The sequence below is a fragment of the Chryseobacterium piscicola genome, from assembly GCF_900156685.1.
Lineage (GTDB): Bacteria > Bacteroidota > Bacteroidia > Flavobacteriales > Weeksellaceae > Chryseobacterium > Chryseobacterium piscicola.
In genome coordinates this window covers 47181-72595 of record NZ_FTOJ01000003.1, presented here as the reverse complement: position 1 = coordinate 72595, position 25415 = coordinate 47181, and the positions used below count along the sequence as shown (strand labels likewise).

At 34.5% G+C, this 25415-nt stretch carries 22 protein-coding genes, 1 tRNA gene and 1 pseudogene; 8 read left to right on the top strand and 16 right to left on the bottom strand.

What is annotated here, in order from left to right; genetic code table 11:
• Positions 1-46: 46 nt before the first annotated feature.
• The 11 genes from BW939_RS06385 to BW939_RS06335 all read right to left on the bottom strand — a co-directional run bounded on the left by BW939_RS06385 (position 47) and on the right by BW939_RS06335 (position 8663).
• A complete protein-coding gene (locus BW939_RS06385) occupies positions 47-682 on the bottom strand; it encodes a Crp/Fnr family transcriptional regulator (RefSeq protein WP_076450963.1) in 636 nt (211 codons plus the stop codon).
• Between the two features lie 316 nt (positions 683-998).
• Entirely contained in the window at positions 999-3506 is a 2508-nt protein-coding gene (locus BW939_RS06380; protein ID WP_076450962.1) for a cation-translocating P-type ATPase, read from the bottom strand.
• Positions 3507-3545: 39 nt separating this feature from the next.
• Positions 3546-4385 carry a universal stress protein gene (locus tag BW939_RS06375; protein WP_076450960.1) on the bottom strand — a complete coding sequence of 280 codons (840 nt, stop codon included), beginning with the start codon at positions 4383-4385 and terminating at the stop codon, positions 3546-3548.
• 45 nt (positions 4386-4430) lie between these two features.
• The gene (locus tag BW939_RS06370) at positions 4431-5138 is read right to left on the bottom strand and encodes a DUF1003 domain-containing protein (RefSeq protein ID WP_076450959.1); all 708 of its coding nucleotides are present in this window, start codon (positions 5136-5138) and stop codon (positions 4431-4433) included.
• A gap of 90 nt (positions 5139-5228) precedes the next feature.
• A complete protein-coding gene (locus tag BW939_RS06365) occupies positions 5229-5477 on the bottom strand; it encodes a hypothetical protein (RefSeq protein ID WP_076450957.1) in 249 nt (82 codons plus the stop codon).
• Positions 5470-5808 (bottom strand): cupin domain-containing protein, encoded by a 339-nt coding sequence (locus BW939_RS06360; RefSeq protein WP_076450956.1) that lies wholly within the window; start codon positions 5806-5808, stop codon positions 5470-5472. Before BW939_RS06360 ends, BW939_RS06365 begins: the two co-directional genes overlap by 8 nt.
• Positions 5809-5888: 80 nt before the next feature.
• A complete protein-coding gene (locus BW939_RS06355; RefSeq protein ID WP_051259553.1) occupies positions 5889-6449 on the bottom strand; it encodes a helix-turn-helix domain-containing protein in 561 nt (186 codons plus the stop codon).
• 507 nt (positions 6450-6956) lie between these two features.
• A complete protein-coding gene (locus BW939_RS06350; RefSeq protein WP_076450954.1) occupies positions 6957-7172 on the bottom strand; it encodes an SHOCT domain-containing protein in 216 nt (71 codons plus the stop codon).
• Positions 7173-7176: 4 nt separating this feature from the next.
• Complete coding sequence (locus tag BW939_RS06345; RefSeq protein WP_076450953.1) at positions 7177-7653, bottom strand: Dps family protein; 477 nt, start codon at positions 7651-7653, stop codon at positions 7177-7179.
• Positions 7654-7660: 7 nt separating this feature from the next.
• Positions 7661-7861, bottom strand: a complete 201-nt coding sequence (locus tag BW939_RS06340) for a hypothetical protein (RefSeq protein WP_076450951.1) — start codon at positions 7859-7861, stop codon at positions 7661-7663.
• Between the two features lie 139 nt (positions 7862-8000).
• Complete coding sequence (locus BW939_RS06335; RefSeq protein ID WP_076450950.1) at positions 8001-8663, bottom strand: BON domain-containing protein; 663 nt, start codon at positions 8661-8663, stop codon at positions 8001-8003.
• 566 nt (positions 8664-9229) lie between these two features.
• Between BW939_RS06335 and BW939_RS06330 the strand changes: the two genes are divergently transcribed.
• The 4 genes from BW939_RS06330 to BW939_RS06320 all read left to right on the top strand — a co-directional run bounded on the left by BW939_RS06330 (position 9230) and on the right by BW939_RS06320 (position 13613).
• A complete protein-coding gene (locus tag BW939_RS06330) occupies positions 9230-9979 on the top strand; it encodes a hypothetical protein (protein WP_076450948.1) in 750 nt (249 codons plus the stop codon).
• A 149-nt stretch (positions 9980-10128) separates the two neighbouring features.
• Positions 10129-10260 carry a hypothetical protein gene (locus tag BW939_RS16090; RefSeq protein ID WP_262484469.1) on the top strand — a complete coding sequence of 44 codons (132 nt, stop codon included), beginning with the start codon at positions 10129-10131 and terminating at the stop codon, positions 10258-10260.
• Entirely contained in the window at positions 10261-11307 is a 1047-nt protein-coding gene (locus BW939_RS06325; protein WP_076450947.1) for a glycoside hydrolase family 130 protein, read from the top strand. It begins immediately after the preceding gene.
• A gap of 38 nt (positions 11308-11345) precedes the next feature.
• Positions 11346-13613 (top strand): glycosyltransferase, encoded by a 2268-nt coding sequence (locus BW939_RS06320; protein ID WP_084566619.1) that lies wholly within the window; start codon positions 11346-11348, stop codon positions 13611-13613.
• A gap of 221 nt (positions 13614-13834) precedes the next feature.
• Here the strand turns inward: BW939_RS06320 and BW939_RS06315 are convergent.
• The 3 genes from BW939_RS06315 to BW939_RS06305 form a co-directional block, all read right to left on the bottom strand.
• A tRNA-Arg gene (locus BW939_RS06315) sits at positions 13835-13908 on the bottom strand.
• 73 nt (positions 13909-13981) lie between these two features.
• Positions 13982-15763, bottom strand: a complete 1782-nt coding sequence (locus BW939_RS06310; protein ID WP_076450945.1) for a TonB-dependent receptor — start codon at positions 15761-15763, stop codon at positions 13982-13984.
• A gap of 35 nt (positions 15764-15798) precedes the next feature.
• The gene (locus BW939_RS06305) at positions 15799-18762 is read right to left on the bottom strand and encodes a tetratricopeptide repeat protein (RefSeq protein WP_076450944.1); all 2964 of its coding nucleotides are present in this window, start codon (positions 18760-18762) and stop codon (positions 15799-15801) included.
• Positions 18763-19014: 252 nt separating this feature from the next.
• Between BW939_RS06305 and BW939_RS06300 the strand changes: the two genes are divergently transcribed.
• The 4 genes and pseudogenes from BW939_RS06300 to BW939_RS16160 form a co-directional block, all read left to right on the top strand.
• Positions 19015-20691, top strand: a complete 1677-nt coding sequence (locus BW939_RS06300) for an APC family permease (protein WP_076450942.1) — start codon at positions 19015-19017, stop codon at positions 20689-20691.
• 17 nt (positions 20692-20708) lie between these two features.
• The gene (locus BW939_RS06295) at positions 20709-21308 is read left to right on the top strand and encodes a hypothetical protein (protein WP_123891574.1); all 600 of its coding nucleotides are present in this window, start codon (positions 20709-20711) and stop codon (positions 21306-21308) included.
• Positions 21309-21312: 4 nt separating this feature from the next.
• Positions 21313-21675 (top strand): Mpo1-like protein, encoded by a 363-nt coding sequence (locus tag BW939_RS06290; RefSeq protein WP_076450939.1) that lies wholly within the window; start codon positions 21313-21315, stop codon positions 21673-21675.
• Between the two features lie 106 nt (positions 21676-21781).
• Positions 21782-21949: pseudogene (locus BW939_RS16160) on the top strand (DUF4377 domain-containing protein); the annotation flags it as partial.
• A gap of 3 nt (positions 21950-21952) precedes the next feature.
• On the opposite strand, the gene BW939_RS06280 reads toward BW939_RS16160, so the two are convergent.
• Both BW939_RS06280 and BW939_RS06275 read right to left on the bottom strand, forming a co-directional pair.
• The gene (locus BW939_RS06280; protein WP_123891575.1) at positions 21953-22759 is read right to left on the bottom strand and encodes a hypothetical protein; all 807 of its coding nucleotides are present in this window, start codon (positions 22757-22759) and stop codon (positions 21953-21955) included.
• 79 nt (positions 22760-22838) lie between these two features.
• Positions 22839-25271, bottom strand: coding sequence for an alpha-ketoacid dehydrogenase subunit alpha/beta (locus tag BW939_RS06275; protein WP_076450936.1), 2433 nt, complete (start codon positions 25269-25271; stop codon positions 22839-22841).
• Positions 25272-25415: the final 144 nt, after the last annotated feature.

Sequence of the window (25415 nt, the reverse complement as noted above, 5' to 3'; positions counted from 1 at the left end):
TTAGATTTCATCAAAATTATTCTTTAGTCTTAAAGCGTACAATATTTCAAGAAATAGAATCTGAAAGTATAATCTTATTTCTTCCCAAAGTAAGCTTTCCGGAATCTTCGAGCTGTTTCAGAAGTCTGGAGACCACTACTCTAGCCGTTCCAAGCTCATTGGCAAGTTGTTCGTGGGTAATAACGATGCTCTTTGAATGAGAAATTTCAGATTTTTTATGGAGGAGATTCAATAATCTTTCATCTACTTTTTTAAAAGCGATAGCGTTGATAATATCCAGCAATTCTTCAAAGCGTTTGTGGTAGAGCCTGAAAATATAATCCAACCATTCCGGATACTCTTTAATGAAGAGTGAAACCTTATCTATGGGCAGAAAAAGGATTTCAGAATCTTCTACCACTTCTGCTTTCACGATACTTTTTTCATTGTGCATCCCGCCAAGAAAAGACATAATGCAGCTTTCACCAGCTTTGATGTAATAGAGTAAAATCTCTCGCCCGTCTTCTTCGGTACGGATTACCTTTAATAATCCCTTCATCACAATCGGTATGGAGCGGATGGAAGCATTTTCATCCAAAATAATGTCACCTTCGTGGTAGGTTTTCACTATACTACTTTTATAAAGTTGATCTGTTAACTCTTTAGAAGAACTGAATTCAGAGGAAAAAGTTGTTGGGTTCATGATGAAAAAAAATAGATAACGAATTTACCGCTATTTAAAGAATTATTGTTGACTATTTTGCAGATTACTATCAATTTATTTCAAATTTAAGCTATTTTTGACACCAAATACTTCTATTTTTTTTACTTTTTCGTTTTTTTCAAGTGCAAAATGAATTAATCTTTATGATTGTGCGCTTTTATTCATAATGCTAAATTTTAACGCAAAGGGACACACAAAGTTTTTTTACTAATCATCGTTTTTAAGATAAAGAAAGGCGTAAACTTAATAATGAAAAACAAATATTTTTTAATTGTTATAAATTGCGGGTATTCAGTTAATCTTTCATCATTTTTCTTCTTTTCAACCATTTTACCAATTCAAACCAAACTACGGAAACAAAACCTATTAAAACGGCAATGAATAATTGTGAAAGGTTCAAGGTCTGAAAGCTGAAAAAGTTGGTTATTGGTTTTACATAGAGCATTAATGCTACAAGGGAAACTGTGATAGAGATAATGAGCGCAACCAGATTATTCTTGTATTTGAGTGTTGTGAAAATGGAATAATAAAACGACCGGTTGATTAACGTAAGAAAGATATTAGAAGTAATTAAAACTGTAAATACCATTGTTCTGGTTAATGCTTCATCATAGCCTTTTTGTACGCTATATTGATAGACTAATAATGTTCCTGCAGTAATTACCAATCCTTGTATAATACTGGTAGATAACTCCTTCCAGTTGAAGAAAGTAGTAGTTAAGGCTTTGGGCTTCTGTTGCATTGCATTTTTTTCTATAGGTTCGTTTTCATAGATAATAGAGCAAGTAGGCCCCATAATAATCTCCAGAAAAATAATATGAACAGGAGAAAATATATTGGGATATACCCAGCCTAGCGCCAATGGTATGAAAACAGTTAAGATGATAGGAATATGAATGGAAATAATATACTGAATGGCCTTTTTGAGGTTGGTATAAATTTTTCTGCCCATTGCAACAGCATCTACCATTTCAGACAAATCATCTTCCAGCAAAATCAGCGATGCGGCCTGTTTGGCGATTTCTGTTCCTTTTTTGCCCATTGCGATCCCAATATGTGCGGCTTTGAGAGCGGGACCGTCATTCACGCCATCACCTGTCATTGCAACGATTTGATTATTCGATTTTAAAGCATTGATTATTTTCAGTTTGGCTTCGGGGAACATTCTAGTAAAAATGGTGTTTTCCGTTACACTAATTTTCAAGTCTTTATCATTTAACTTCATTAATTCTTCGCCTGTAATACAGTTTTCGTAACCCTTGAAACCAATTTGTTTTGCAATAGCTTCCGTAGTTTCAGCATTATCTCCGGTAATAATCTTCACGGCAATGCCTGCATTATAAAAATCTTCCAATACTTTTTGGATATTTTTTTTTGGAGGGTCATAAAATGCCACAATTCCTTTAAACTGAAACGAGAAATCTTGTTGCTTTTCCGGATATTGAGTTTCTTTAAAATCTGAAATACCCACACCTAAAATACGAAATCCATCTTTTCCTAAAATGTGGATGGCTTCATTAATCTGTTTTTTTTCAGTTTCTGTGAGATTAGAAACAGCCATCAAGGCTTCTGGTGCACCTTTGGCAGCAATCACTCTTTGCCCCGTTTGATTTTCAAAAATATGGGTCATCATCGGCGGTTTTCCACCTAAAGGATATTCGTGAACAAGCTTGTAACTGGTTCTTTCATCCTGGTTCGCAGCATCTTTATAGACTTTATGCAAAGCTATTTCCATCGGGTCAAAAGGAATGGGTTCGCTTGCCCACATTGCTGCGGTAATGAGTTCTGTTTTATCATCAGAATCCCCTTCGTGAACGTTAAATATTGTGTTGGAGGACAGCAAAAACATTTTTGCTACCGTCATTTTGTTTTCTGTTAAAGTTCCGGTTTTGTCTGTACAGATTACAGTAGCACTTCCTAGTGTTTCTACGGTTTTCATTTGCTTTACCACGATCCCAAGTTTCATAAGCCGCCACGCTCCTAAAGCCATAAATGTGGTAAATGCAACAGGAATTTCTTCGGGTAAAATACTCATTGCCAATGTGAGTGACTGTAATAGACTTTGTAATAATTCTTTCGTATTCCAATAATTAATGCCCCAAACAATGACAAAAACCACAGCACCGGTTATTGCCATTTTCTTTACAAAATTGGCAATCTGTTTTTCTAAGGGTGTTTTTTCTTCCTGTATATTTTCTAGGCTGCTTCCAATTTTTCCTAATTTGGTGCCGTTGCCAATTGCAGTAATGGTAGCCACTGCTAAGCCACTGGCAACCGTTGTACCGCTGTAAATAAAATGATCCTCTTTGGATTTATCTTTAAATAAAGAAAACGATTCGCCTGTTAAAATAGATTCATTGACTGAAAAATCATTAGAATGAATGATGCTTCCATCTGCGGTAATCAAAGTACCTTCTTCCACAATTAAACAATCTCCAACTACTAATTCTTCACTTTTAATTTCTGAGGTTTTACCATTTCGGATCACTTTGCAGTTGGGTTGGGAAAGGTCTTTCAGTTTTTCCAAAGCATTTTTGCTTCTAGAATATTGATACAGGGAAATAGAGGTTTGGAAAACAATGGCAAAAGATAAAAAAATACCATCTCCTGTACTACCGCTGACGAAATAAATAGAAGCGGCGACCAGAAGTAATATAAGCATAGGATCTTTCACAATACGAATGAGGGTATCTATGATCGTATTTTCTTTTTTGTAATTTAATTGATTTTTTCCATACTTTTCCCGGGCCTTGGTAACTTCATTACCTGATAAACCCTGTATGTTGAAATTTTGAATAGACATTGTAAAGATGATATGATGTTGAAAATAAATGAAATTGCTCTATAATTTATTGAAAATCAATAAAGGAACCTGGGTTTGAAATGCGTACTCTACAGAATTGCCGGAATAGAATGTTCTCTCAAACCAATTTTTTGTTTTCCCTGTAAACATTACCAATAAAGAAGGAGAAAAAGGCATTTTTTTCAGTTGCAACTCTATGGCTTCCACCAGATTGTAGTTTTGTTTTTTTTCAACAATATAGATATTTACAGGATAATCTGTAATTTTCTTTATCTGAGTTTCTAGTGTGCTCCAATGTTCTGCTGCAACCGGATTTGATATAAAATGCAGCAGTTCTAAATCAGCATTCAATGGTTTTGCAAACGATACTACTTTACCGAGTTCATTTTTGTAATCATCCAGATCAGATGCATACAAGATACTTTTAATTTCAAATATCTGACAATCATAAGGTACCACAAGTACTGGTACTTTAGAATGGTTGATAACGTTTGCAGTGATGGTTCCTAGAATTCTTTTCATTATCCCTGCACCTCTTGTACTTATGCAGATGTAATCGTAATGATGCTTTTCGGCATATTCTATAATGCAGGCATTTGGTAAAATAGAAATTTCCACAACACATTCTATATCAACAGGCTGAATATTAAGATCTTCATATATTTTTTCTACAAATGGAACCAATTGTGCCATTATCTGTTTTTTCTGCTCTTGCTGATATTGATCCATCCTTACAGAATCCCAAGCGGAAGGTGTTTGCAAGTGGTGAACATTGATAAAAGTAAGCGCATATTTGTTTTGAGATGCTAATTGCGCAGCAAACTGCAATCCTGCTTTTGAATGATCAGAAAAATCTGTGGTAACAAGAATTTTTTTCATTGGTTTTATTAGAATTTGTATTGGTTTTTGGTGATTTTATAGGAGCTAAACTTGGTTGGTTGGCTTTTTTTTCAGGACATTCATTAGATCTTCCAGATAATCGGTTTGTATTTCTTGTATTTCCAGTAGTTTTTTATTTTGGTTTACCAGCAGATGGTCTATTTTCTCGCTCAGTAGTTTGATTTCTAGTTCGGCTTTCAAATTAATTTTGTAGTCGTGTTCTCCTCTTATTCTATCTTTTTGCTCTTGCCGGTTTTGGCTCATCATAATAATTGGAGCCTGAATGGCAGCAAGGCAAGAGAGAAGTAAATTTAATAATATAAATGGGTAAGGATCAAACGGTTTTGTCGATATAAACAATATATTGATGAAGATCCAGAACATTATAAAAGAAAAAAACACGATGATAAATAACCAGCTTCCTCCAAAAGAAGCCACCTTGTCCGCCAGCTTTTCTCCCGTGGTAAGATCTGCCTCAATTTCGTCTTGGATATTTTCAGAAAGGATAGAGTTATTTTTGATGGCATCCATCACATCGAGGTCTATGATCTCCAGCTCTCCCTTTTCTTCCACAATCAATGAGGTTAGGTATAATCTACGGTATTGATTGAGCTCGGTGATTGAGATAAAATCATCTTTACCAAACTCAGGGAATTGTCTTGTGATGAGAAGAAAGATTCCTGCCCGAAGATCTTCACCTTTCACCTCTTCACCTTCATTTATTTTCTGATGGCTGATGTAGCTCGTTTTCATTATGATAGATTTAATTATAAATTTAAAGTTTTTGCAATGGATTATTAATTCCGGACCATCACAATAATTTTCAACCAAACTCTCACTTAATCAAATAAAAAATGAAATCCCGAAATGCAACGAATTTTTGTCTGTCAATCTTAGTTTCCATTCCTGAAAATTATGTAATTGTCTGGCAATTGAGTTGTTTTGGTATTCCACATTATTGATCAATAAGACGTCTTTGATTTTGGGTGTTTCATTTAAAGGAAAATGCAATTCCTTACACTGGGTTTTCTTTTCAGAAGCACTATCAACGATCTCTACCGTCAACGGCTGTGTTTTGTTTTGATCATTCATAACCGTTTTTTATGATTGTTAATATCATTTTAAACCTTTCATTGGCTTTTACAACATTGGGTTTATGTGCAGGAATGATAATAGACTGCCCCGTTTCTAAAACAAAAGATTGGCCGTCTATAACGATTTCTGCTTTACCTTCTATAATCTGGGCAAAGGTGTCAAACGGTGAGATTTTTTCTGTAAGGCCTTCTCCGCTGTCAAAAGACATTACGCTAATATTGCCTGTAGATTTTTTCAAAATCGTTTTGATGACGACAGAATTGGGAATATATTCTATGATTTCTACAGTGATGTAGGCAATTGATTTTTCGAGTTCGTTATTATCCATAATATTGATAGTGTGATGAATATTAAAAGGAAGTATTTTACTTCTTATTTTCAAATGATATTGTGAAGAATAATAGATTGCTAAATATCTTCAAGATTTTGCTTTCTTTTTTGCCCGAGTTGTTTATAGAATGATGGACTAAGCCCTGTTACTTTTTTGAACTGATTGGAAAGGTGGGCAACACTGCTGTAATTAAGTTTGTAGGCAATCTCGGTAAGATTCAGCTCATCATAAAGAAGCAACTCTTTGGCTTTTTCTATTTTATGATTGATGATGTAATGCTGAATGGTAATGCCCTTCACTTCGGAAAATGTATTGGCAAGATAAGTGTAGTCATAACCCAGTTTTTCACTGATATAATCTGAGAAATTTTGTTTCGGAAGTTCGTCTGCGTAATGCACCATTTCTATGATGACATTTTTTATTTTTTCTATCAGAATACTTTTTTTGTCATCCAAAAGTTTCAATCCAGATTTTGCTAAAATCTCCGAAAGCTGCTGCCTTTGCTCTTCGCTGGTTTTTTCTGGAGTTTCAACTAATCCCAATTCTATACTCAGATATTTTATATTTAAACTATCCAACGCATCCTGGACCACCATTTTGCAGCGTAGGCTTACCATATATTTGATGTATAATTTCATAACCTCTAATTAGTATTTGCATCGTATGATGATGATTTATGATATTAAACGGAAGGTAAGAAAGGCTTTTTGCCTGAATGAAAATTCTGGGAATTGAAATGATTACCTCATCATTATTACCAAAGGTAAGCTATTATTACTAAGATATACCGAAATTCTTTGGTCTTTGTTCAGAACCTGTCATATCTCTTATTTTCAAATCAATAGGCCAACAGATGTCCGCGAAAATTAAACAAAAAAAAGTGGGATATATATAAAATTAAGTAAAGAAAATACAACGGTTGTATCATAAAAATCACAAGCTTTGTATGGTAAAACATTATCACCTTTACTCACTTCCAAATTTTGGGGAAGGATGAAAAAATGCGTTTACAATAAGTACAAATGATGAGAAAGAACGATGTGTTTACATCACTTCCAATCTAGGATGAATAGAAAAAAGAAAGCTTATTTTCTAAGGTTAAAAAAAAGAATAGATTACAATGTAGCCTATTCTTTTTTTATATTCTAGCCTTCTAGTATTTTTTTCTTATCCTCATACTCCTGCGTTTTGATCTCTCCTGAGGCAAAGCGTTTCTTCAAAAGATCAAGCGGTGTATCTTTCCTCATTCTCTGCCCTGGGATGTTGTATGGGGTTGCAAAAATCCAGATGAAGAAGAAAATCCAAAGAATCCACCAAATGAAGTGCATTCCAAAATATTCATAATTCTCAAAGTAGTTCATTTTATTAATTTTTTAGGTGTGAGCGTAGAAACCAAGCCATTTTTTCGTGTGTTTCCATAACAGCTGTAATAAAATCAGCGGTTCCCAAATCGTGAAACCGATTTCCAAAACTATGGATATGCTCACGGAGAATAATGATGAGGCTGTCGTGATCTGCAAGCAATTCTGTGATAAAGCCTTTACTGTTATTCTTCTCTCTCGTTTGCTCTGTAAGGTGTGTTAGGCTGAGGTAAGATTTTAAGCTGGCAGGAGCATAATGCCCAATCGAACGAATTCTTTCAGCCACACGGTCTATAACTTCGTCTAATAGCCCCACTTGGCTCTCAAAAAATTTATGTTTTTCATAAAAATCAGGCCCTTCAACATTCCAATGGGCATTTTTGGTTTTTACGTATAACACATTTTCGTCTGCCAATATTTTTACCAATTCATCTGCCACCAGCTGCCGATGCTCATCTGTTATTCCTATTTGTACTTTCATAATATGTTTATTTAATGTATTTTTTATTTACTTTTTCGCGTTGTTTCTTCGCTTTTCTGGAAATAGGTTTCAGTGATTTTTTTACAATTTTTTCCATTTTATTGGTAAGCTCAGACTTGTTATTGGTAAGCACCCTGTTCACTGCTGCCAAAAGCTTGTCTTTCAGTGGTTTTATCACTTTCTCCTGTTTTAGGGTTTTCTTTTCCATAATTTTTTGATTTAAAATTTAATTGAAACTTTTTGTAATGAATACAATGACGGGAATGCCAATTACTGTTATTACTGATAAAAAACTAAAAAGTACTTTTTGCTTCGTACTTTTTAGTCTTAATCATATTTAAGTTCTGTTAAAAAGCATACTCGTAATCCACCGTCAGTTCATTTTTCACTTCCCAGATGCCGCGCGTTTTCCAGGCGATACGGGCAGCTTCTTCTTTGGCGTACCAAGAATGAACTGTTCCTTTTAAAGTCACTGCAGTTCCAGAAACTGAAACTTCAATACCATCATCATTGATGGCACTGCTTCTCAATGCATTTTCTATATCTTGCTGCTCAACTTTATCGTGAAATAAGGATTTAACTTTTATATTATTGGTGATTGCTTTCACACCGGGAAGAAGCTTTACCGCATTTCTTGCAGCTTCTCTTTCATAATTCCAGTGCAGTTCACCATCCAATGTTACTCTTCCTTTCTCTACTTTTACGTGTACCTTCTCATTCGGTACAATGTAGTCTGATTTTAATGCTGCAATCACCTCGTTGGCAATTTCCAAATCACTTTTCATAAAAGAATTAGGGTAATTAACTTCTATATTTTCAACAATGGCTTTTACTCCCAAGATCTTTTTTGCAGCTTCCTCGGCTTCGGATTTTTTGGCATAACTGTCAACAATACCAGTTAAAGAAACCACGCCATCCTTTGCTGTGACTCCTATTTCTGCTGAATTTAATGAGGGTTCCCATTTAATAGCATCCTGAACATCTTTTTGTAATTCTGCGTTTGTTTTCATTTGTAATGACTTTAATCGAAACTTCGTTGTTTCAATATTGTAAAGCTACATTTGATTAAAAATCAAAACATTACAAACCAATTAAAAAGGCTTACACCTATCACACATTGAAAACAATGGCAAAACTATTCGCAGAATAATGGATGTGTGATGTATATAAATTTTATGTATTAATGCACAACATCAATGATCTAATAAAATCCACCTTTGTATAGTAATAATGATATTACGTTAAACATTCTGCTGATGGAAACACATCTTACAAGGAAAATGAAATCTCCAAAGTAAAGAGATTGAAAACTAAATCCTAAAAACCATTGTAAAAAAATTATTCACTATAAAAAGATTTTTACCCTCAGATTAAAAGCCTAAGCGAAACAGATGAGAACAAATTACTTATAGGGCAAAAAAATAACGATAGCATAATTCATTTTCAAATTAAAGCCAATAGAAAATAGTCTATATGTTTTCTAAAGGTTTTAAGAAATGGATAGATGCTATAAGCGCTATCCTTTTTCTTTAAAAAAAATGGAATTCAAAAAAAAAACTTTAACCAAAAAAATAAGATGAAAAATTTATTAAATACCAATAGAATTCGATTGAGAGATTCTAAAAAAAATAAAATATTGCAGGATATTCAGTTTACTGCGTTGTTTTATATCCGCAGTACCAATGCCCATCTAGATAAAGACCTTACCGAAGTATTGAACTCACTAAAGGAATTGGAAAACCTCAACAACAGATCGGGCCTGATCTTTAAAATCAATCTATTACCAAACACAAAAAACCAATGGATGACGATTCTTACAGAAATCAACAGCAGCTCTGCATTACTTAAAGAACAATTTATATATCTGAAGAAAAATATTGCCGAAAAAAATCCCCTGAACTCTTCTGTATTCTGGTTCCAAAATCAATCCTATGTAGACAGCATAACAGAAAACTATAAAAGCTTAGAAAAAATAGGTCTACAGATTCTTCCGGAAGAAGAAAAACTATATTGGCGTACTTGCATTTGCAATGCACAAGACGAAATTTTCTCACTAATCGCGTCTCTCACCAATATTTGCAAAGTTGAACTCGATTTTATTGAGAAATATATTCCGGATACAGTTGATATAACTTCACAGCAGATCATCAATCGCATTCCAGCAGATTGTACTCTGGAAGAGGCTACAAAGTATCAACAAAATTATCATACTGTTTTAGACTATTACAATAATCATTATGAGAGGAAAAAAAATATTTGGAATAAATTATTTCATTTCTTGGGTAGAGATACTCATCATTTTCCTTCTGGCGACGGAATGCACTAATGATCATATGAAGATGGTTTGTTTTACAGCTTTCAATCACAATCAATTAAAAACAAAAAAGATGTGATAGATGTAAATATTAAACGGAACACTACAAACAATGCGATTATATAATCCCCATCTTTATATGCACTACTAAATCCATTATTATGTCTAAAGAAAAAGATACCAAAAAGAAATCAGACAAAACGCCAGCCACCAAATCTACCAAAGAAAAAAGGGTCGATAAATTGGCGAAAAGAAAAGACAAAGAAAACAATAGCAGACTTACAGATCTCTAAATGAAATCAGTTAAAATAAAAAAAGAAGGGATTCTCTTAGGAAAAACAGAATTGGCTTTTGAAGCAGATGGCGTACTAAATCCTGCAGTCATCAAAGAAAACGGAATTATACATTTATTTTACAGAGCCGTTGCCAAAGGCAATTTTTCTACGATTGGCTACTGCCGGCTTTCCGATCCTTTAAAGATTGAAGAACGTTTAGGATTTCCTATTCTTTCTCCGGAATATGATTATGAAAGGCACGGAATGGAGGATCCCCGGATTGTGAAAATTGAAGAGCTGTTCTATCTTACCTACACTGCTTATGACGGCATTAATGCTTTAGGTGCATTGGCAACTTCCAGCGATCTGAAGACCTGGGAGAAGCAAGGAATTATTGTTCCGCAAATCACCTATGAAGAATTTAAAGATCTGTCCAGGGATAACGGTTCTATTCCTGAAAAATATGTTCGTTTTAATGAATTTCAGATCAGCCATAACAAGGATGACAAAAACGTTTTTATATGGAGCAAAAATCTCATTTTCTTTCCAAGAAAGATCAAAGGCAAATTCTTTTTTTTTCACAGGATAAGACCTGACATTCAGATTGTTCTAGGGGTTGACAATTTAAAAGAACTGACGCCAGAATTTTGGACCAACTATTTTCTGCATTTTAAAGAAGATATTGTTTTGGCACCAAAATACAATCACGAATTAAGCTACATCGGGGGTGGCTGTCCGCCAATCGAAACAGAAAAAGGCTGGCTCATCATCTATCACGGTGTTCACGATTCTTTGAAAGGCTATGTGTATAGTGCTTGTGCTGCGTTGCTGAACTTGGAAAACCCGAAAAAAGAAATTGCGAGACTTCCCTATGCGCTTTTCAGCCCAGAAGAAAAATGGGAACTGAAGGGCGAGGTCAACAATGTGTGCTTCCCTACCGGAACTGTTGTGGAAAATGATACACTTTATATTTATTACGGCGCTGCTGATGAACGGATAGCAGTGGTTTCATTAAGTATTTCTGAATTGCTGGATGAACTTATAAAATATAAGGTAAGTCTATAAAAATGAAGTCAAATCACTAAAAAATTAAAAAAATGAAAATGGATAACAAAACAGATGTGGAAGAACAAATTGAAAGACCATCAAGGTTCATTAAAGAAAATATCCAGAGTGCGAAAGCTTTGCCGGAGATCCTTTTTATTACTTCTTTTCCACCAAAAGTATGCGGCATCGCCACTTACTCGGAAGATCTTATACAATGCCTGAAAACCAAATTCGTAAAATCTTTCAAAGCCATTATCTGCCCGATAGAAACTGAAGATGAGCACTATGACTATGCTCAGAATACAGCCTATCATCTTAACACCTCAGACTACGATTCTTACATCCGACTGGCCAAGAAAATCAATAAAAGTGATGCTATTGAACTGGTGATGCTTCAGCACGAGTTCGGGTTCTTCGGTGCTGTACAAAATGGATTATCAAAATTCTTAGAATTGTTAGAAACAGACATTATTGTCACTTTTCATACGGTGCTTCCAAAACCCGATCCCGGACTTAAAAAACAAGTGCAGGAAATCGCCCATTATGCAAAATCAATCATTGTAATGACTGATATTTCTGCTACAATATTAGCAAAAGAATATAAAATATCACCCGAAAAAATTAACCTCATCCCTCACGGAACACACCTGTTGCCATTAACAGAAAAAAGTTCACTGAAAGATAAATACCAGCTAAAAGGTAAAAAAGTTCTCTCTACTTTCGGATTATTAGGTTCGGGAAAAAACATCGAAACTACTTTGAATGCTTTACCAAAGATCATTGCTGAACATCCTGACGTTCTCTTTCTGATTATAGGAAAAACACATCCTACCATTATTAAAAATGACGGAGAGGAATACCGCTTATCTCTAGAAAAAACAGTACAGGAACTACATTTGGAGAACAATGTACGGTTTGTCAATGCATACCTTCCCTTAGCAGAATTGCTAGAGTATCTTCAGTTGACAGACATCTATCTTTTTACCTCCAAAGATAGAAATCAGGCAGTAAGTGGGACGTTTTCCTACGCCATCAGTTGCGGTTGCCCAATCATTTCCACACCTATTCCACACGCATTGGAAGTCCTTAAAGAAGATACAGGAATTATTATAGATTTTGAATCGCCGGAACAACTTGCTTCCGCCGTAAACAAGGTCTTGAAAAATGAACAAATGCAGGAACAATTAAGTTCTAATGCATTGGAAAGAATGGCACCTACAGCTTGGGAAAATTCTTCCCTACTGCACGCTTTGCTTTTTCAAAAATTTGGAAACCACAAAATCCAGCTAAAATACAGTTTGCCTAAAATCAATTTGACACACATTCAAAATATGACCACAGATTTTGGAATGATCCAGTTTTCAAAGATCAACAGACCAGATATAGATTCAGGTTATACATTGGATGACAATGCCCGTGCGATGATCGCCATTTGCCAACATTTCGGGCAAACCAATGACGATGAAGATCTGAAACTGATCACTATTTATCTTGATTTTATAGAATTTTGTCAACAGCCAGACGGTAGTTTTCTTAATTACGTAGATGAATATAAGAAATTTACCCCTCAGAACTATGAAACCAATCTGGAGGATTCCAACGGAAGAGCAATCTGGGCTTTGGGCTATTTGATATCCAAAAAAACTGTTTTACCGGAAAATTTGTCTTTAAAAGCAGAAAAAATCATCAAAAAAAACCTTCCATTTGCCGAAAAAATGCATTCTACCAGAGCAATGGCATTTATCATTAAAGGCTTGCATTATCAAAATTCAACACAAAATATACCAGTCTTAATTACATTGGCCAACCGATTAGAGAAAATGTACGAACACGAGGCACAGGATAACTGGCACTGGTTTGAAAGTTACCTCACCTATGGCAACAGCGTACTTCCAGAAGCTATGCTTTGCGCCTGGATCTCTACAGGAAACAAAATGTACAAAAAAGTTGCACTAGAATCTTTTCAGTTTTTGTTATCAAAAATATTCGTAAAGGATGCTATCAAAGTAATCTCCAACAAAGGATGGCTTCAAAAAAACGAAATCAAAGCAGAAGCAAATGGAGGCGAACAACCCATTGATGTGGCGTACACTATCTTAACATTATTCAAGTTTACAAAATATTTTAATGATGAACATTATCCAAAAATGATGAAAAATGCCTTCAATTGGTTTCTGGGAAAAAATCATCTGAATCAGATCATTTACAATCCCGCCACAGGAGGTTGTTATGATGGATTAGAAGAGAAAAATGTGAACCTGAACCAAGGTGCAGAATCTACCGTAAGCTATCTGATGGCAAGGCTTTGTTTTGAAGAAAAATAGATTACTATTTCCAAATAATACTGTAATATTCTTAAATAATTGATATTTAAACAATTGTATTGCTTCGATAAATGAAATGCCATCGTTTGTCTTTAAAAAGAAATCTATTATAAAATCTTTGTTTTTCTTAGCAATTAAAAAACACAAGAATAAACAAGGATTTTTTATAAAAACAACGCCAATATAATCTATTGGCGTTGCTTTTATTTAATAGTACCTTGTGACTTCGGAGGGGTTCGAACCCCCAACCCTCGGAGCCGAAATCCGATATTCTATCCAGTTGAACTACGAAGCCTATTTTTATAAGTAATGAGTAATTAATGATAAGTAATTCAAGTAGCGTATTACCAATTACTCATTACCTTATCTTAGAACGTTATTTTCACACCTCCTAAAACCTGTGCACCAAGAACTTTATATCCTTTATACGTTTGGTATTTTGAGTTGAGAAGATTGTTTCCGACTGCGAAAATACTAAAATTTTTGTGAAATTTATACTCTGCGGACAAGTTTAAATCTGCATATCCACCCACTTTATCATTAGTATTCTCTGTAGACTGGTAAACCGTAGATCCTGCAACCAAAGGACCAGGAACAGCATTCAAGATGTAAGAGTTTGTGGTTCTATCACTTGCAACAATTCCTTTGAAGCCCAATAGAAGTTTTTTGGCAAGCATAGTATATTTTGCTCCGAAGGATGCAGTGAGCAAAGGAACGTTATAAATATTTTTATAATTGTTCAAATCAAACTTTTGGAACCTTACTTCGCCGTCTATCACCAAGTTTTCTAGCGGGAAATATTGTAAACTTCCTTTAATATCACTCACATTTCCATCATCATAAACAGTAGAAAATGTATTGGCAAAATTGTAGGCAGAGCGGTTTAATGTAAATGCATTATCAAATAATGTATTGGCTCTGAAAAACATAATATTATTCATTTTCCCAAAACCTGCCGACACGTCATATTTAAAAGTCTCGTCGATGTCTCCTCTCAAACCTGCGTAAAAGTGGTATTTTGTTTCCGTTGGTCTCAAATATTGATCAGAAACCAAAAACGGATTGTCTTGTAATAGTTCACCATACGTATTTAGTTTTAGCCCCCCATCTACTCCACCATAAAATTTAAATTCGTTGGCTGCAGCATATTGAAATTCAGCTTGCGGAAACCAATAGGTTTTATTTGATTTTAACTGTTCAGCTAAAATTAAATTATCATTTTTAGAATTTAAAAAAGAAAATGAAGAACCTATACTTAAATAAGAATCCCCTTTTCTAAAACTTATTTTTGGGGTCAAACTTGCATTCACAAAATTAGACGAGTTGGCATCTCTGATAGTGAATTCTGTTTTCACGGCTTCCAATCCTAGACCTAAATCTGCATTCAGTGTGAAACCAGAATCACCCAATTCTACCGCATGTTTCGAAAGATTTGCAAGTAAAGAAACCTGATTTTCTTTCGCATCAAAATGATCTGTCAGAAAGGAAGATTTTACTCTTACATCATTCAAAATTTCATTAGAATAAAAATCATAATAACCGTTTACCTTAAACTGATTGACTTTTTGATCTAAATTCACACCGGCATCTGGCTGGAGTGCATAAATTCCGTAATAATTGTAATGATCTAAACCGTATTCAGCATTTAAATTAAATTTCCCTTTTTCGCCGTAAGAATTCATGAATGCTCCCACGGTTGCAGAACTTTGCTTGGAATCCCAGATGTATTCTTTTTTCAATCCTTGTGTTGAAAGCCAATGTGCATCTGCGCCAACTTCCAATTTGTTGTTCAAAACTTTAGAAACATGTGCATCACCTAAAATTTTGCCATAATTTCCCATTCCGAACTGGATGTAATTATCTTGTGCTGTTCCATCAAATTTCGGAGCAACATCTTCACCCTGAATTGTGGAGGTTTTAAAATCGCTCACCACCGGAACATCCGTAATTGTATACTTCACCGGGTTGGCAGATTTTTCTTCAGGCGGATAGTTTTTCACCGTTTCCACCGAAGTTTTTTTCTTTTCTATTTTTTTTACTTCCGGTTCTCTTTTTTTATTAAGAATCAGTTTTTCTTCTTTGATCTGAGAAAATGCTACCGAAGAGAATCCTAAAAATAATATGGATAGTATTTGAATTTGTTTGTTCATTTTTTTCTTGCTTTTAACTTTTACCCTGGCTCTTTTTACTTCTTAATCATTTTCTTAACCTCTTTTGCTTCCGCAACAATTTCAGGGAAATCTGCGTAGTTCGAAATAATTTGATCACAAGTGTAACTTGCCTGATAATTATCTTTCAGTCCGACATAGTTTTTAGCCATTAAAACCAAAGCTTTAGCACCCCAATATTCTTCTGAAGCATAATTGTTCGCCAGTTTGAAGATGGTTTCATTAGAAATTTTAAATGATTTGGCTTTATTCTGATAAAATGCTTTTGCATACAAAGATTCTGCAGCAACTTCCGTGTTTGATGATTTTTCAAGTGCAGTGTATGCAGATTGAGCGTCTTTATCTTTTCCAGAGTTCATCAAACTTCTCGCCTTAATTACTTTTGCGGTTTCAATCACTGCCGGAGAGTTTTTACTGTTTGCAATAACAGATTCTGCCAGTTTTTCAGCCTGAGAGAAATTCTTTTCGTCTGCATAAATCTTCATCAACTCTACATTTGCGTAGTTTCTGATGTTTATGTCTGAAGAATTAACTAAGTTTTCCAAAGCTTTTTTGGCATCAGAAATATTCCCTTGTGCTAAGTAAATCTGTGCAACTCTCGTTTGAGCATCATCCTGATAATCGTTTTGCACATTTCCAACTTCCTGAAGAACCAGTAATGCTTTAGTAGAATTTTTAGTCTGATAATAACTTTCTCCCAACTCATATTTAGCCTGGTAAAGACTTTCACCACTTGGGTTTTGAGTTAAATATTTCTCATAATAAGAAATCGCATTTTTATAATCTTTTTTAGCAAAGAATTGCTTCCCCGTTGAAAGATTGATCTCGTCGATTTCTGAAGCTGCTACATTTACACCTAAACTTCTTGCAAAATTTTCATATCCCGATACATCGCCGTTTTTGGTGAATATTGGTTTCGCAGCTTGTACAATTTTATCTGCATACTGCGTGTTTTTATACTGTTGACCAAGAGTTTTTAATTCTGCTAAAGCTTTATCACTTTGATTCTGATCCATAAAGTTCTGAGCTTTGTAAATGGAAGCATTTGCCACCAAATCGCGGTCTGAAGAAGATTTAATTACCTTTCCGAAGAAATCTGAAGAATTAGCAAAATCATCCTGAGTTGCGTAGGCAACACCAATTTCGTATTGCGCATCATCATTATATTCAGAATCTGGATATTTTGATATTAATGATTTTAAGTTGGAAATCTTCGCATTATTATCACCTTTAAAACCAAGCGCCATTGCCTTTTGGAACAGAGTGTAATCTGTTGCATCTACATTTTGATCGTACACGGCAATTGCTGCATCCAGATTATTGTTGGCATAATCAATATCTGCTAAACGAAGCTGGGCATCACTCTTATATTCACTTTTAGGGTTGGCTAAATACTGTTTGAAATATTTCTGAGCCTGATCAAATTTTTTAGATTTAAAATAAGCATAGCCCAAATCGTAAGACAACTGCTGTTTTTCTGGGAAAGTTTCGGCTAAAAGTCTTTCATAACGAACGATTGCTGAGGGATAATTTCCTTTTTGGTAGTAGGTTTGCCCTAGCCAGTATAAAGCACGGCTGTTGAATTCTTTATTAATATTAAATTCTAAACTTCTCAAAAGAAAACGTTCCGCTTCATCAAAATTTCCTTTATTAAATTCTTCTGTTCCCAAAAGATAAGAAACCTCCTGATCAATTTTATCTATTTCCGGAGTAGAATTTTGAAGTCTGTCTATGGCATTCAAGGTTTCGCGATAGTTACCAGAATACAGATAAGATTTCACCAAAAGAGATTTCATTTCGGTATTGTCTGCCTCAGATTTATTTTCAGTCATATAATTCTGAATAACCTGAGAAGCATTTTCAAACGGGTTTCCGATATCGTAGCTTAATTTCGCATACTGTTCCTGAGCCAATTTTTTCACTCCTTTATCATAATTCATCTGATAAGAAGATCTGAAAGCTGAAAGTGCTTCCTGCTTTTTATCTACTTCCAAATAGGCATTTCCAAGCTGATAATAAGCATTCTGAGCCAACGCCGAATTGGAATTCACTAACTGATTGTAGTAAGAAACCGCCTCGTCATATTTTTTGAGTTTTGCAGCAACAAATCCCATTTCGTACAAATCATTTTCTGATGGATTGGTCTGTACAGCAAGATAATCTTTCAAATGCGGGTACGCCGAATTGTAGTCATTTTTCATGAAATAACTTTCGCCGATGATCTTGTGAACTTCAGCTTTGTAAGATTCAGAAATATCTTCGTTTAAAAGAGCCGTTCCTTCTGAAATTGCTTTATCATACTCCTTATCATTAAAATACATCTGTACATAATAAGGTCTTACCAGTTTAGAATATTTTGCTTCCTCTTTAATAGAATCAAAATACTGGAAAGCTTTTTCGTTATTTCTTCCGGCATAATTTAAATGTCCGAGCATGTAAGCAATGTCTCCTTTTTGTGTTCCATCTGAAGTTTTGTATGCTTCTTCAAGTGCATCAATCGCACCTTTCGCATCTCCGAGCATAAATTTGGCATAGCCCAATTTCATGATGTACTGCGTGTTTTCTTCTTTCGTTAATTGGTATTGATTAACTTTTTTTAAAGTCTGCAAAGCTGTTTTGAAATCTTTTTTGGCTAAATAATAATCAGCCAGCGGAAGATTTGCTTGAGCGAAATAGGCAGATTTCGGATATTCTTTGATGAAAGCCGTTAGGCCTTCTTCTGCATGATTTTTCTGTAAAATCACACCAATCACATTATCAAAAAACTGCGCAGCTTCTTTTTTTGATCTAGAAAGATTCTGGTTGTAAAAATACTGTCTTGCGTATTCGTACTGAGAAGAATTGTATATCTTGGTTTGATACAGGTTTTCGGCAAGACCGAATCTGTAATTTTCTTTTTGGGTGAAATATTGTGACTGCTGGGCATCAACTACACCGAAATAGATGACAGCTGCGGCTAAAAGTATTTTTTTTGATCTCATTAATTGAAAAATTTTTGAATGATCTGTGTTGAAAACTAGTACATTAGGTCTTTGAGGTTAAAGACAGTTTTTATCCACAATTTACCAACGAAAATATCAAAAAGATATTGCTTAAACAAGATTTTTAACATATTGTTAGTTTGTGGATTATATTTTAAAATTAATTAACTTTCCATTAAGAAATGTTAAGAAAAACGTAATATTCTCAAAGATTTAATTAAATTTGTTTTTTTCAATTCAAATAAATTATTAATGAATCAACTTTTCAGGAGAAAAATCTATTCAGATACAGATACTTCAACTTCATTGCTTCGTGTTTTAGGGGTTTGGGACATTGTTTTTTTCGGAATTGCCGCTATCATTGGTGCCGGAAGTTTCAGCAGCCTTGGTGAAGCAATTTTCCGCGGTGGACCTGGGGTTATAGTATTATATCTGATTTGTGGTTTTGCATGCGGTTTTACTGCACTTTGCTACGCTGAGTTTGCGAGCAGAATTCCTACTGCTGGTTCAGCCTACACCTACGCATACGCAAGTTTCGGTGAACTCATCGCGTGGATTATCGGCTGGGCATTAATTATGGAATATTCTTTCGGAAATATTTACGTGGCGTTCTCCTGGTCAGATTATTTTACCAGTTTTTTGGGAAGATTAGACATTCACATCCCCGAATATCTCAGCTGCAGCTATACTGAAGCAAAAAAAGCATTCTTCAGCACGCCTCAATCTACAAACAGCGAACTTTTGAATGCATGGAAAAACGCTCCTGTTTTGGGAGGTTTAAAAATTATTCTTGACATTCCTGCTTTGGTTATCAATGGTTTAATTACGTGGTTGTGTTTCGTTGGGGTAAAGGAAAGTAAGAATTTCAACAACGCTTTGGTCATCTTAAAACTAGCTGTAATTGTACTCGTTATTTTAGTAGGTTATAAATTCATCAACACAGGAAACTGGACACCTCTGAATCCTGAAACACAGGTAACTTCATTTATGCCAAACGGCTTTGCAGGAGTGATGAGCGCCGTTTCGGGTGTATTTTTCGCCTACATCGGGTTTGATGCGTTAAGCGTACTTTCAGAAGAAACCAAAGATCCACAGAAGACTTTGCCTAAAGGAATGATTATTTCTCTGGCACTTTGTACTGTAATTTATATTGCGCTGACTTTAGTTTTAACAGGAATGGTAGATTACAGAAAATTTGACGGTGTGGGAGATCCACTTTCTTTTATTTTTGAAAAAACCAATGCCAATGTGGCGTGGATGGAACTTACCGTGTCTTTTATTGCCATTATTGCCATCACAACGGTACTTTTGGTCTTCCAGATGGGGCAACCGAGAATCTGGTATGCGATGAGTCGTGATGGGTTGATGCCAAAGAAATTTCAGGAAGTACATCCTAAATATAAAACACCTTCCTTCGCAACAATTATTACCGGAACTGTAGTGGGTATTCCTATTCTTTTTACGGATAAAAGTTTCATATTAGATTTCACAAGTATCGGAACTATATTCGCATTTGTATTGGTTTGTGCCGGAGTTTTAATGTTGCCGGCCAAAGAGAAAATTAAAGGCAGATTCCACCTTCCTTATATCAATGGAAAAATAATTTTTCCTGTACTTTTCATTGGAACTTTAGTTGGGTTTCATTATTTTCAACCTGAATTTTTTAGTAATTTAATGGATTGGAAAGATCCTAATGAAGGAGAATTCAGAGCTTCTATTTTCTTTTTCATAATTGTTAATTTGATTCTGTGTGTTTTCACTTTCATCAAAAACTTCTCTCTGATTCCTTTGATAGGTTTAAGTTCATGTTTATACCTTTTAACAGGTATGAGCCATGACAACTGGTTTTGGTTTGGACTTTGGTTTGCAATCGGACTCGTAATTTATTTCTTCTACGGATACAGAAACAGCAAACTGAGACAAGCTTAAATACCGTGAAAAAAATTATGTTTTTCTTCATTCTGATGATTATTTTGGGATGCAGTAAAAAGAACGATAGTTTTCAGCATAATTCTTCGTCGGAAAAAAATGTGGCAAAAGTCTCCTATAAAGAGTTTATAGCTGACATTCAATCAAAAACAGAAAGCGAAAAGCAAAAGTATTTTTTCAAATTCATCAACTACGACATTCCAAATTACTGGAAAGGAACTCCGTGGTCTTTTGGCGGTACAACGCGCAGTCCACAATCCGGAACAATTGCTTGTGGATATTTTGTCACCAATATTGTAAGCGATTTTGGTATCAAAATTGAAAGAGTATATTTAGCACAACAAGCGTCTTCTGTGATGATTAAAAAACTTTGTACTGACATTAAATATTTCACGAAAAGAGAAGATTTAGAGAATTACATTTTATCTAAATCTAAAAATACGGTTTACATCGTCGGACTAGATTTCCATACAGGATTTATTACAAAAGAAAATAAAGACACGTATTTTATTCACTCCAGTTATATTGAAAATAAAGGCGTGGTAAAAGAGAAAACGGAAAGCTCGCAAGCTCTAAACGCGTCAAAAACTTTTATGATTGGAACTTTAAAATACTAAAGTTATGACTGAGAGAATAAAAACCTACAACGAATTTTATAAATTTTATCTTACTGAACACAGTAAAACAGGAACACGCATCTTACATTTCATTGGTACCCTGCTGGTATTTTTCGTTATTGGTTACGTCATTTATTCTGGAAAGGAAAGGTTTCTATGGTATGTTCCGCTTTTTGGTTACGGCTTTGCATGGTTCAGTCATGCTGTAATTGAAAGAAATAAACCTTCAACTTTCAGATACCCGCTTTGGTCTCTAATTTCAGATTTTAAGATGTTTTTTGAACTTTTAGTAGGTAGACAAAAGTTTTCTGAAAAAACAGAAAGTACATCTGCGGAAAAAACTTCTGAAAACAAAATTTCAAAATAAAAGATCATAAGACCACTTTCCTATTTCAAAACAACATTCATTGCATCATGAAACTAAAGACTGTACATGAGTAGCTCTCTTTAGATGCCTTTAGGTAAAAGAAAAAACAGCTTATAATTGGCGAAATTTCTATTCCAACATCGAAGGTTTAACTTACACACCAGGTTTTGAAAATAAATTGAAAATAAAAACCGAAAAACTCGAAAATCTTCCTGCATATGCATCTTCTCTGAGATATGTACTAGTGAAAGAAGTGAATAAAATAAAAAAGTAAATTTTATCTAAATTTCACACGAAAATTATTTTCAACTCGGGCAACATTATTTTTATATTTTCCTGGAGTCCATTTACTGTAATTCTTCATAATCATTTTTATTGCTTTATTCTCCAATTCATTACTGAATTTTTCGTTTTCATCCCCATTGCTAACCCAATTGTTTTTTCGTAAATTTGATATTGAACCATCTTTTTCTACAACAAAACTTATATCCATAAACGGATAATTATTGTGCGAAATTTTTAATGGCAATCCTGATATTAAAAAGGGAGTATAGCCTTCCTTCAATTCATTCGTTTCATTTGGTAAGTGTGGCTTATCACTATCATTTAGATCATAAACACTCACAACTTTACCTCTCTTTATCTTTTCAACAAGTAATTTATCTGCACCGTTTTCGATTTCTTTTCTAAAATTTTCACCAAATTTTTTGAACATTTCACCATCAATATACGCTGTATAACAACCTGCAGTTTGCCCATCAATCACAATACAACTAAGGTCGTTATTTACAACTTTAACATTGTTTTGAATAGAAAATTCACTTAATTCTTCACTATAAATAGGAAAATCGCATCCAAAACACGATGTTGTAACATAAATTTTCTTGTATTTAATTAAATCGTTTTTGGCTTTCTCAATATCATTTCTACACATCACATCATTTTTATTTGGCGACTTAACATAGTTATTTATAAAATCTTTATATTTTGGAAGTAGCTCTTTTTTAGAATCTTCCACCATTCTCTCTTTTTTGCAGCCAACAACAACTATTAATATAACTATATAGAAAACCCTATACATCATTTTCAAAATTTTAATTAAATATAACAAAAAACCGCTCTCTAAAAGAAAGCGGTTTAAATATATATCTAAATATCCTAGATTAATATATCGCAGGATATTTCTCAGGATTTGTTTCATTAAACATGGCGTAGATTTTCTCAACCATATCGTCTGCAGATGGTTTAGAGAAGTAATCTCCATCACTTGCATAAGCGGGTCTGTGATCGTTCGCAGCAATCGTTAAAGGATCAGAATCTAAAAATCTGAATGCTTTTTGTTTTTCCAAAATCTGCTGTAAAATAAATGCTGAAGTTCCACCCTGAACATCTTCATCAATTACAACTAATCTGTTGGTTTTCTTTACGCTTTCGGAAATTTCATTGGTTAAATCGAAAGGAATTAATGATTGAACATCAATAACTTCTGCAGAAATACCTAATTTATTTAATTCCTCTGCTGCTTCCATCACAATTCTCCAAGTAGAACCGTACGTTACCAAAGTGACGTCTTTACCTTCTTTTGTCACTTCAATTTTCCCAACAGGAACTGTGAATTCACCTAAATTATCCGGTTGTTTTTCTTTTAATCTGTAACCATTCAAACATTCCACAATTACAGCTGGATCGTCGCTTTGAAGCATGGTGTTGTAGAATCCGGCAGCTTTTGTAAGGTTTCTAGGAACCAATACCAAAATACCTTTAGAAAGATTTAAAATCCCTGCCATTGGCGAACCAGAATGCCATACACCTTCTAATCTATGCCCTCTTGTTCTGATGATTACAGGAGCTTTTTGCCCGCCCTTTGTTCTGTACTGAACCGTTGCCAAATCATCACTCATTCCCTGCAGACAGTACAAGATATAATCTAAATATTGGATTTCAGCAATGGGTCTTAAACCTCTCATCGCCATTCCTATTCCTTGGCCGAGAATGGTAGCTTCACGGATTCCGGTATCAGCAATACGAAGTTCACCGTATTTTTCCTGCATACCTTCAAGACCTTGGTTTACGTCACCGATATTTCCAGCATCTTCACCAAAGACCAAAGTTTCAGGATATTTTTCAAATATTTTATCAAAATTATTTCTGATTACTACTCTGCCATCTACTTCTTCAGAATTATCTGAATAAACCGGCTTTATTTCTTTTACATTTTCAGATTTCCATTGAGACTGAGAATATAAGTGTGAAGAGTAATTGTCTTTCTCCACTTCAAAAATCTCGTTGTACTTCTGCATCAACTGATTTCTTTCTGCAGAATTTGTTCCTCTTGTTACCAACAAAGATTTTCTTACCAAATGGAAAACATCTTTTTTAGCTTTAGAAACAGATGTATTGAATTGACCAATATATTTTTCAATTTCAGAATTATTTTCTTTAAGTTTTTCAACCAAAGGTAATACAGAATTAATCAAATCTGTAATGGTTTTCTGATAGCTTTCCCAAGCTGTTTTTTGACCAGATTTCACATGCTTTTTGGCTTCTTCCTCAATAGCATTCAGTTCATCTGCTGTTGCCAACACTTCATCTTTTCCTTCAATCTCAATAGAATAATTTAAAATCCATTCTTTGAATTTCACCAAACCGTCAAAATCTGCTTCCCAAGAAAGACGCTCTTCATTTTTATATCTCTCGTGAGATCCAGAGGTAGAGTGACCTTGGGGTTGTGTAACTTCAATTACATGAACTACTACAGGAACAGATTCTGTTCTTGCAAAATGCTCTGCTCTTGCATAGGCATCCAATAATGACGCATAATCCCATGCTTTTACCTGAATTATTTCACATCCTTGAAATTCGCCTTCTTTTCTTTGAAAACCGCTCAACATTTCAGCAATATCGGCTTTAGCCCTTTGTTTCATTGTAGGAACAGAAATTCCGTAACCATCATCCCAAATAGAAACAATCATCGGTACTTGCAATGCACAAGCAGCATTTAAAGTTTCCCAAAAATGTCCTTCTGCAGTAGAAGCGTCACCAATAGTACCAAAGGCTATTTCGTTACCCTCTTTTGAAAATTTTTCTGACCCTTCAAATTTTACTGATTTATATATTTTTGAAGCTTGTGCTAAACCTAATAACCTTGGCATTTGGCCAGCTGTGGGAGATATATCTGATGAGATATTCTTTTGAGCTGTTAAATCTTTCCAGCTACCATCTTCATTAAGGCTTCTGGTTGCGAAATGCCCATTCATTTGCCTTCCGGCAGACGCAGGCTCTCTCTCTACACTTGTATCTGCATACAACTGTGCAAAGAAACTTTCAACAGATAATGCATCTACAGCCAGCGCAAAAGTTTGGTCTCTGTAATATCCTGATCTAAAATCTCCGTTCTTGAAAACTTTTGCCATTGCAAGCTGAGGAAGTTCTTTCCCATCCCCAAAAATACCGAATTTTGCCTTTCCTGTAAGCACTTCTCTTCTTCCAAGATAAGACATTTCGCGAGAGATTCTTCCTAATTTGTAGTCGTTAAGTATCTGATTTTTAAAATCCTGAAAAGATATCTGTTGCGTTTCTATATATGTTGTCTGCATAGCACTATGATTTTTACAAATATATATAAATTTTACTGTATTGAAAAAGACAATTTTACAGATTTCCTATTATAAACATGATTTTTTAAAAATTCCGTAAAAATTGAATTTCAAAGATTCAACAGTAAAAATCTATTTATATTT

Coding starts and splice junctions, on each gene's coding strand:
- BW939_RS06375 (WP_076450960.1), bottom strand. CDS start 4,385: ATGAAAAAAATTCTTGTTACCACAGATTTTTCTGATCATTCAAAAGCA.
- BW939_RS06275 (WP_076450936.1), bottom strand. CDS start 25,271: ATGCAGACAACATATATAGAAACGCAACAGATATCTTTTCAGGATTTT.
- BW939_RS06380 (WP_076450962.1), bottom strand. CDS start 3,506: ATGTCTATTCAAAATTTCAACATACAGGGTTTATCAGGTAATGAAGTT.
- BW939_RS06360 (WP_076450956.1), bottom strand. CDS start 5,808: ATGGATAATAACGAACTCGAAAAATCAATTGCCTACATCACTGTAGAA.
- BW939_RS06340 (WP_076450951.1), bottom strand. CDS start 7,861: ATGGAAAAGAAAACCCTAAAACAGGAGAAAGTGATAAAACCACTGAAA.
- BW939_RS06310 (WP_076450945.1), bottom strand. CDS start 15,763: ATGAACAAACAAATTCAAATACTATCCATATTATTTTTAGGATTCTCT.
- BW939_RS06295 (WP_123891574.1), top strand. CDS start 20,709: ATGTTTTTCTTCATTCTGATGATTATTTTGGGATGCAGTAAAAAGAAC.
- BW939_RS06305 (WP_076450944.1), bottom strand. CDS start 18,762: ATGAGATCAAAAAAAATACTTTTAGCCGCAGCTGTCATCTATTTCGGT.
- BW939_RS16090 (WP_262484469.1), top strand. CDS start 10,129: ATGTCTAAAGAAAAAGATACCAAAAAGAAATCAGACAAAACGCCAGCC.
- BW939_RS06335 (WP_076450950.1), bottom strand. CDS start 8,663: ATGAAAACAAACGCAGAATTACAAAAAGATGTTCAGGATGCTATTAAA.
- BW939_RS06330 (WP_076450948.1), top strand. CDS start 9,230: ATGAAAAATTTATTAAATACCAATAGAATTCGATTGAGAGATTCTAAA.
- BW939_RS06350 (WP_076450954.1), bottom strand. CDS start 7,172: ATGAACTACTTTGAGAATTATGAATATTTTGGAATGCACTTCATTTGG.
- BW939_RS06345 (WP_076450953.1), bottom strand. CDS start 7,653: ATGAAAGTACAAATAGGAATAACAGATGAGCATCGGCAGCTGGTGGCA.
- BW939_RS06355 (WP_051259553.1), bottom strand. CDS start 6,449: ATGAAATTATACATCAAATATATGGTAAGCCTACGCTGCAAAATGGTG.
- BW939_RS06365 (WP_076450957.1), bottom strand. CDS start 5,477: ATGAATGATCAAAACAAAACACAGCCGTTGACGGTAGAGATCGTTGAT.
- BW939_RS06370 (WP_076450959.1), bottom strand. CDS start 5,138: ATGAAAACGAGCTACATCAGCCATCAGAAAATAAATGAAGGTGAAGAG.
- BW939_RS06325 (WP_076450947.1), top strand. CDS start 10,261: ATGAAATCAGTTAAAATAAAAAAAGAAGGGATTCTCTTAGGAAAAACA.
- BW939_RS06300 (WP_076450942.1), top strand. CDS start 19,015: ATGAATCAACTTTTCAGGAGAAAAATCTATTCAGATACAGATACTTCA.
- BW939_RS06385 (WP_076450963.1), bottom strand. CDS start 682: ATGAACCCAACAACTTTTTCCTCTGAATTCAGTTCTTCTAAAGAGTTA.
- BW939_RS06290 (WP_076450939.1), top strand. CDS start 21,313: ATGACTGAGAGAATAAAAACCTACAACGAATTTTATAAATTTTATCTT.
- BW939_RS06320 (WP_084566619.1), top strand. CDS start 11,346: ATGGATAACAAAACAGATGTGGAAGAACAAATTGAAAGACCATCAAGG.
- BW939_RS06280 (WP_123891575.1), bottom strand. CDS start 22,759: ATGATGTATAGGGTTTTCTATATAGTTATATTAATAGTTGTTGTTGGC.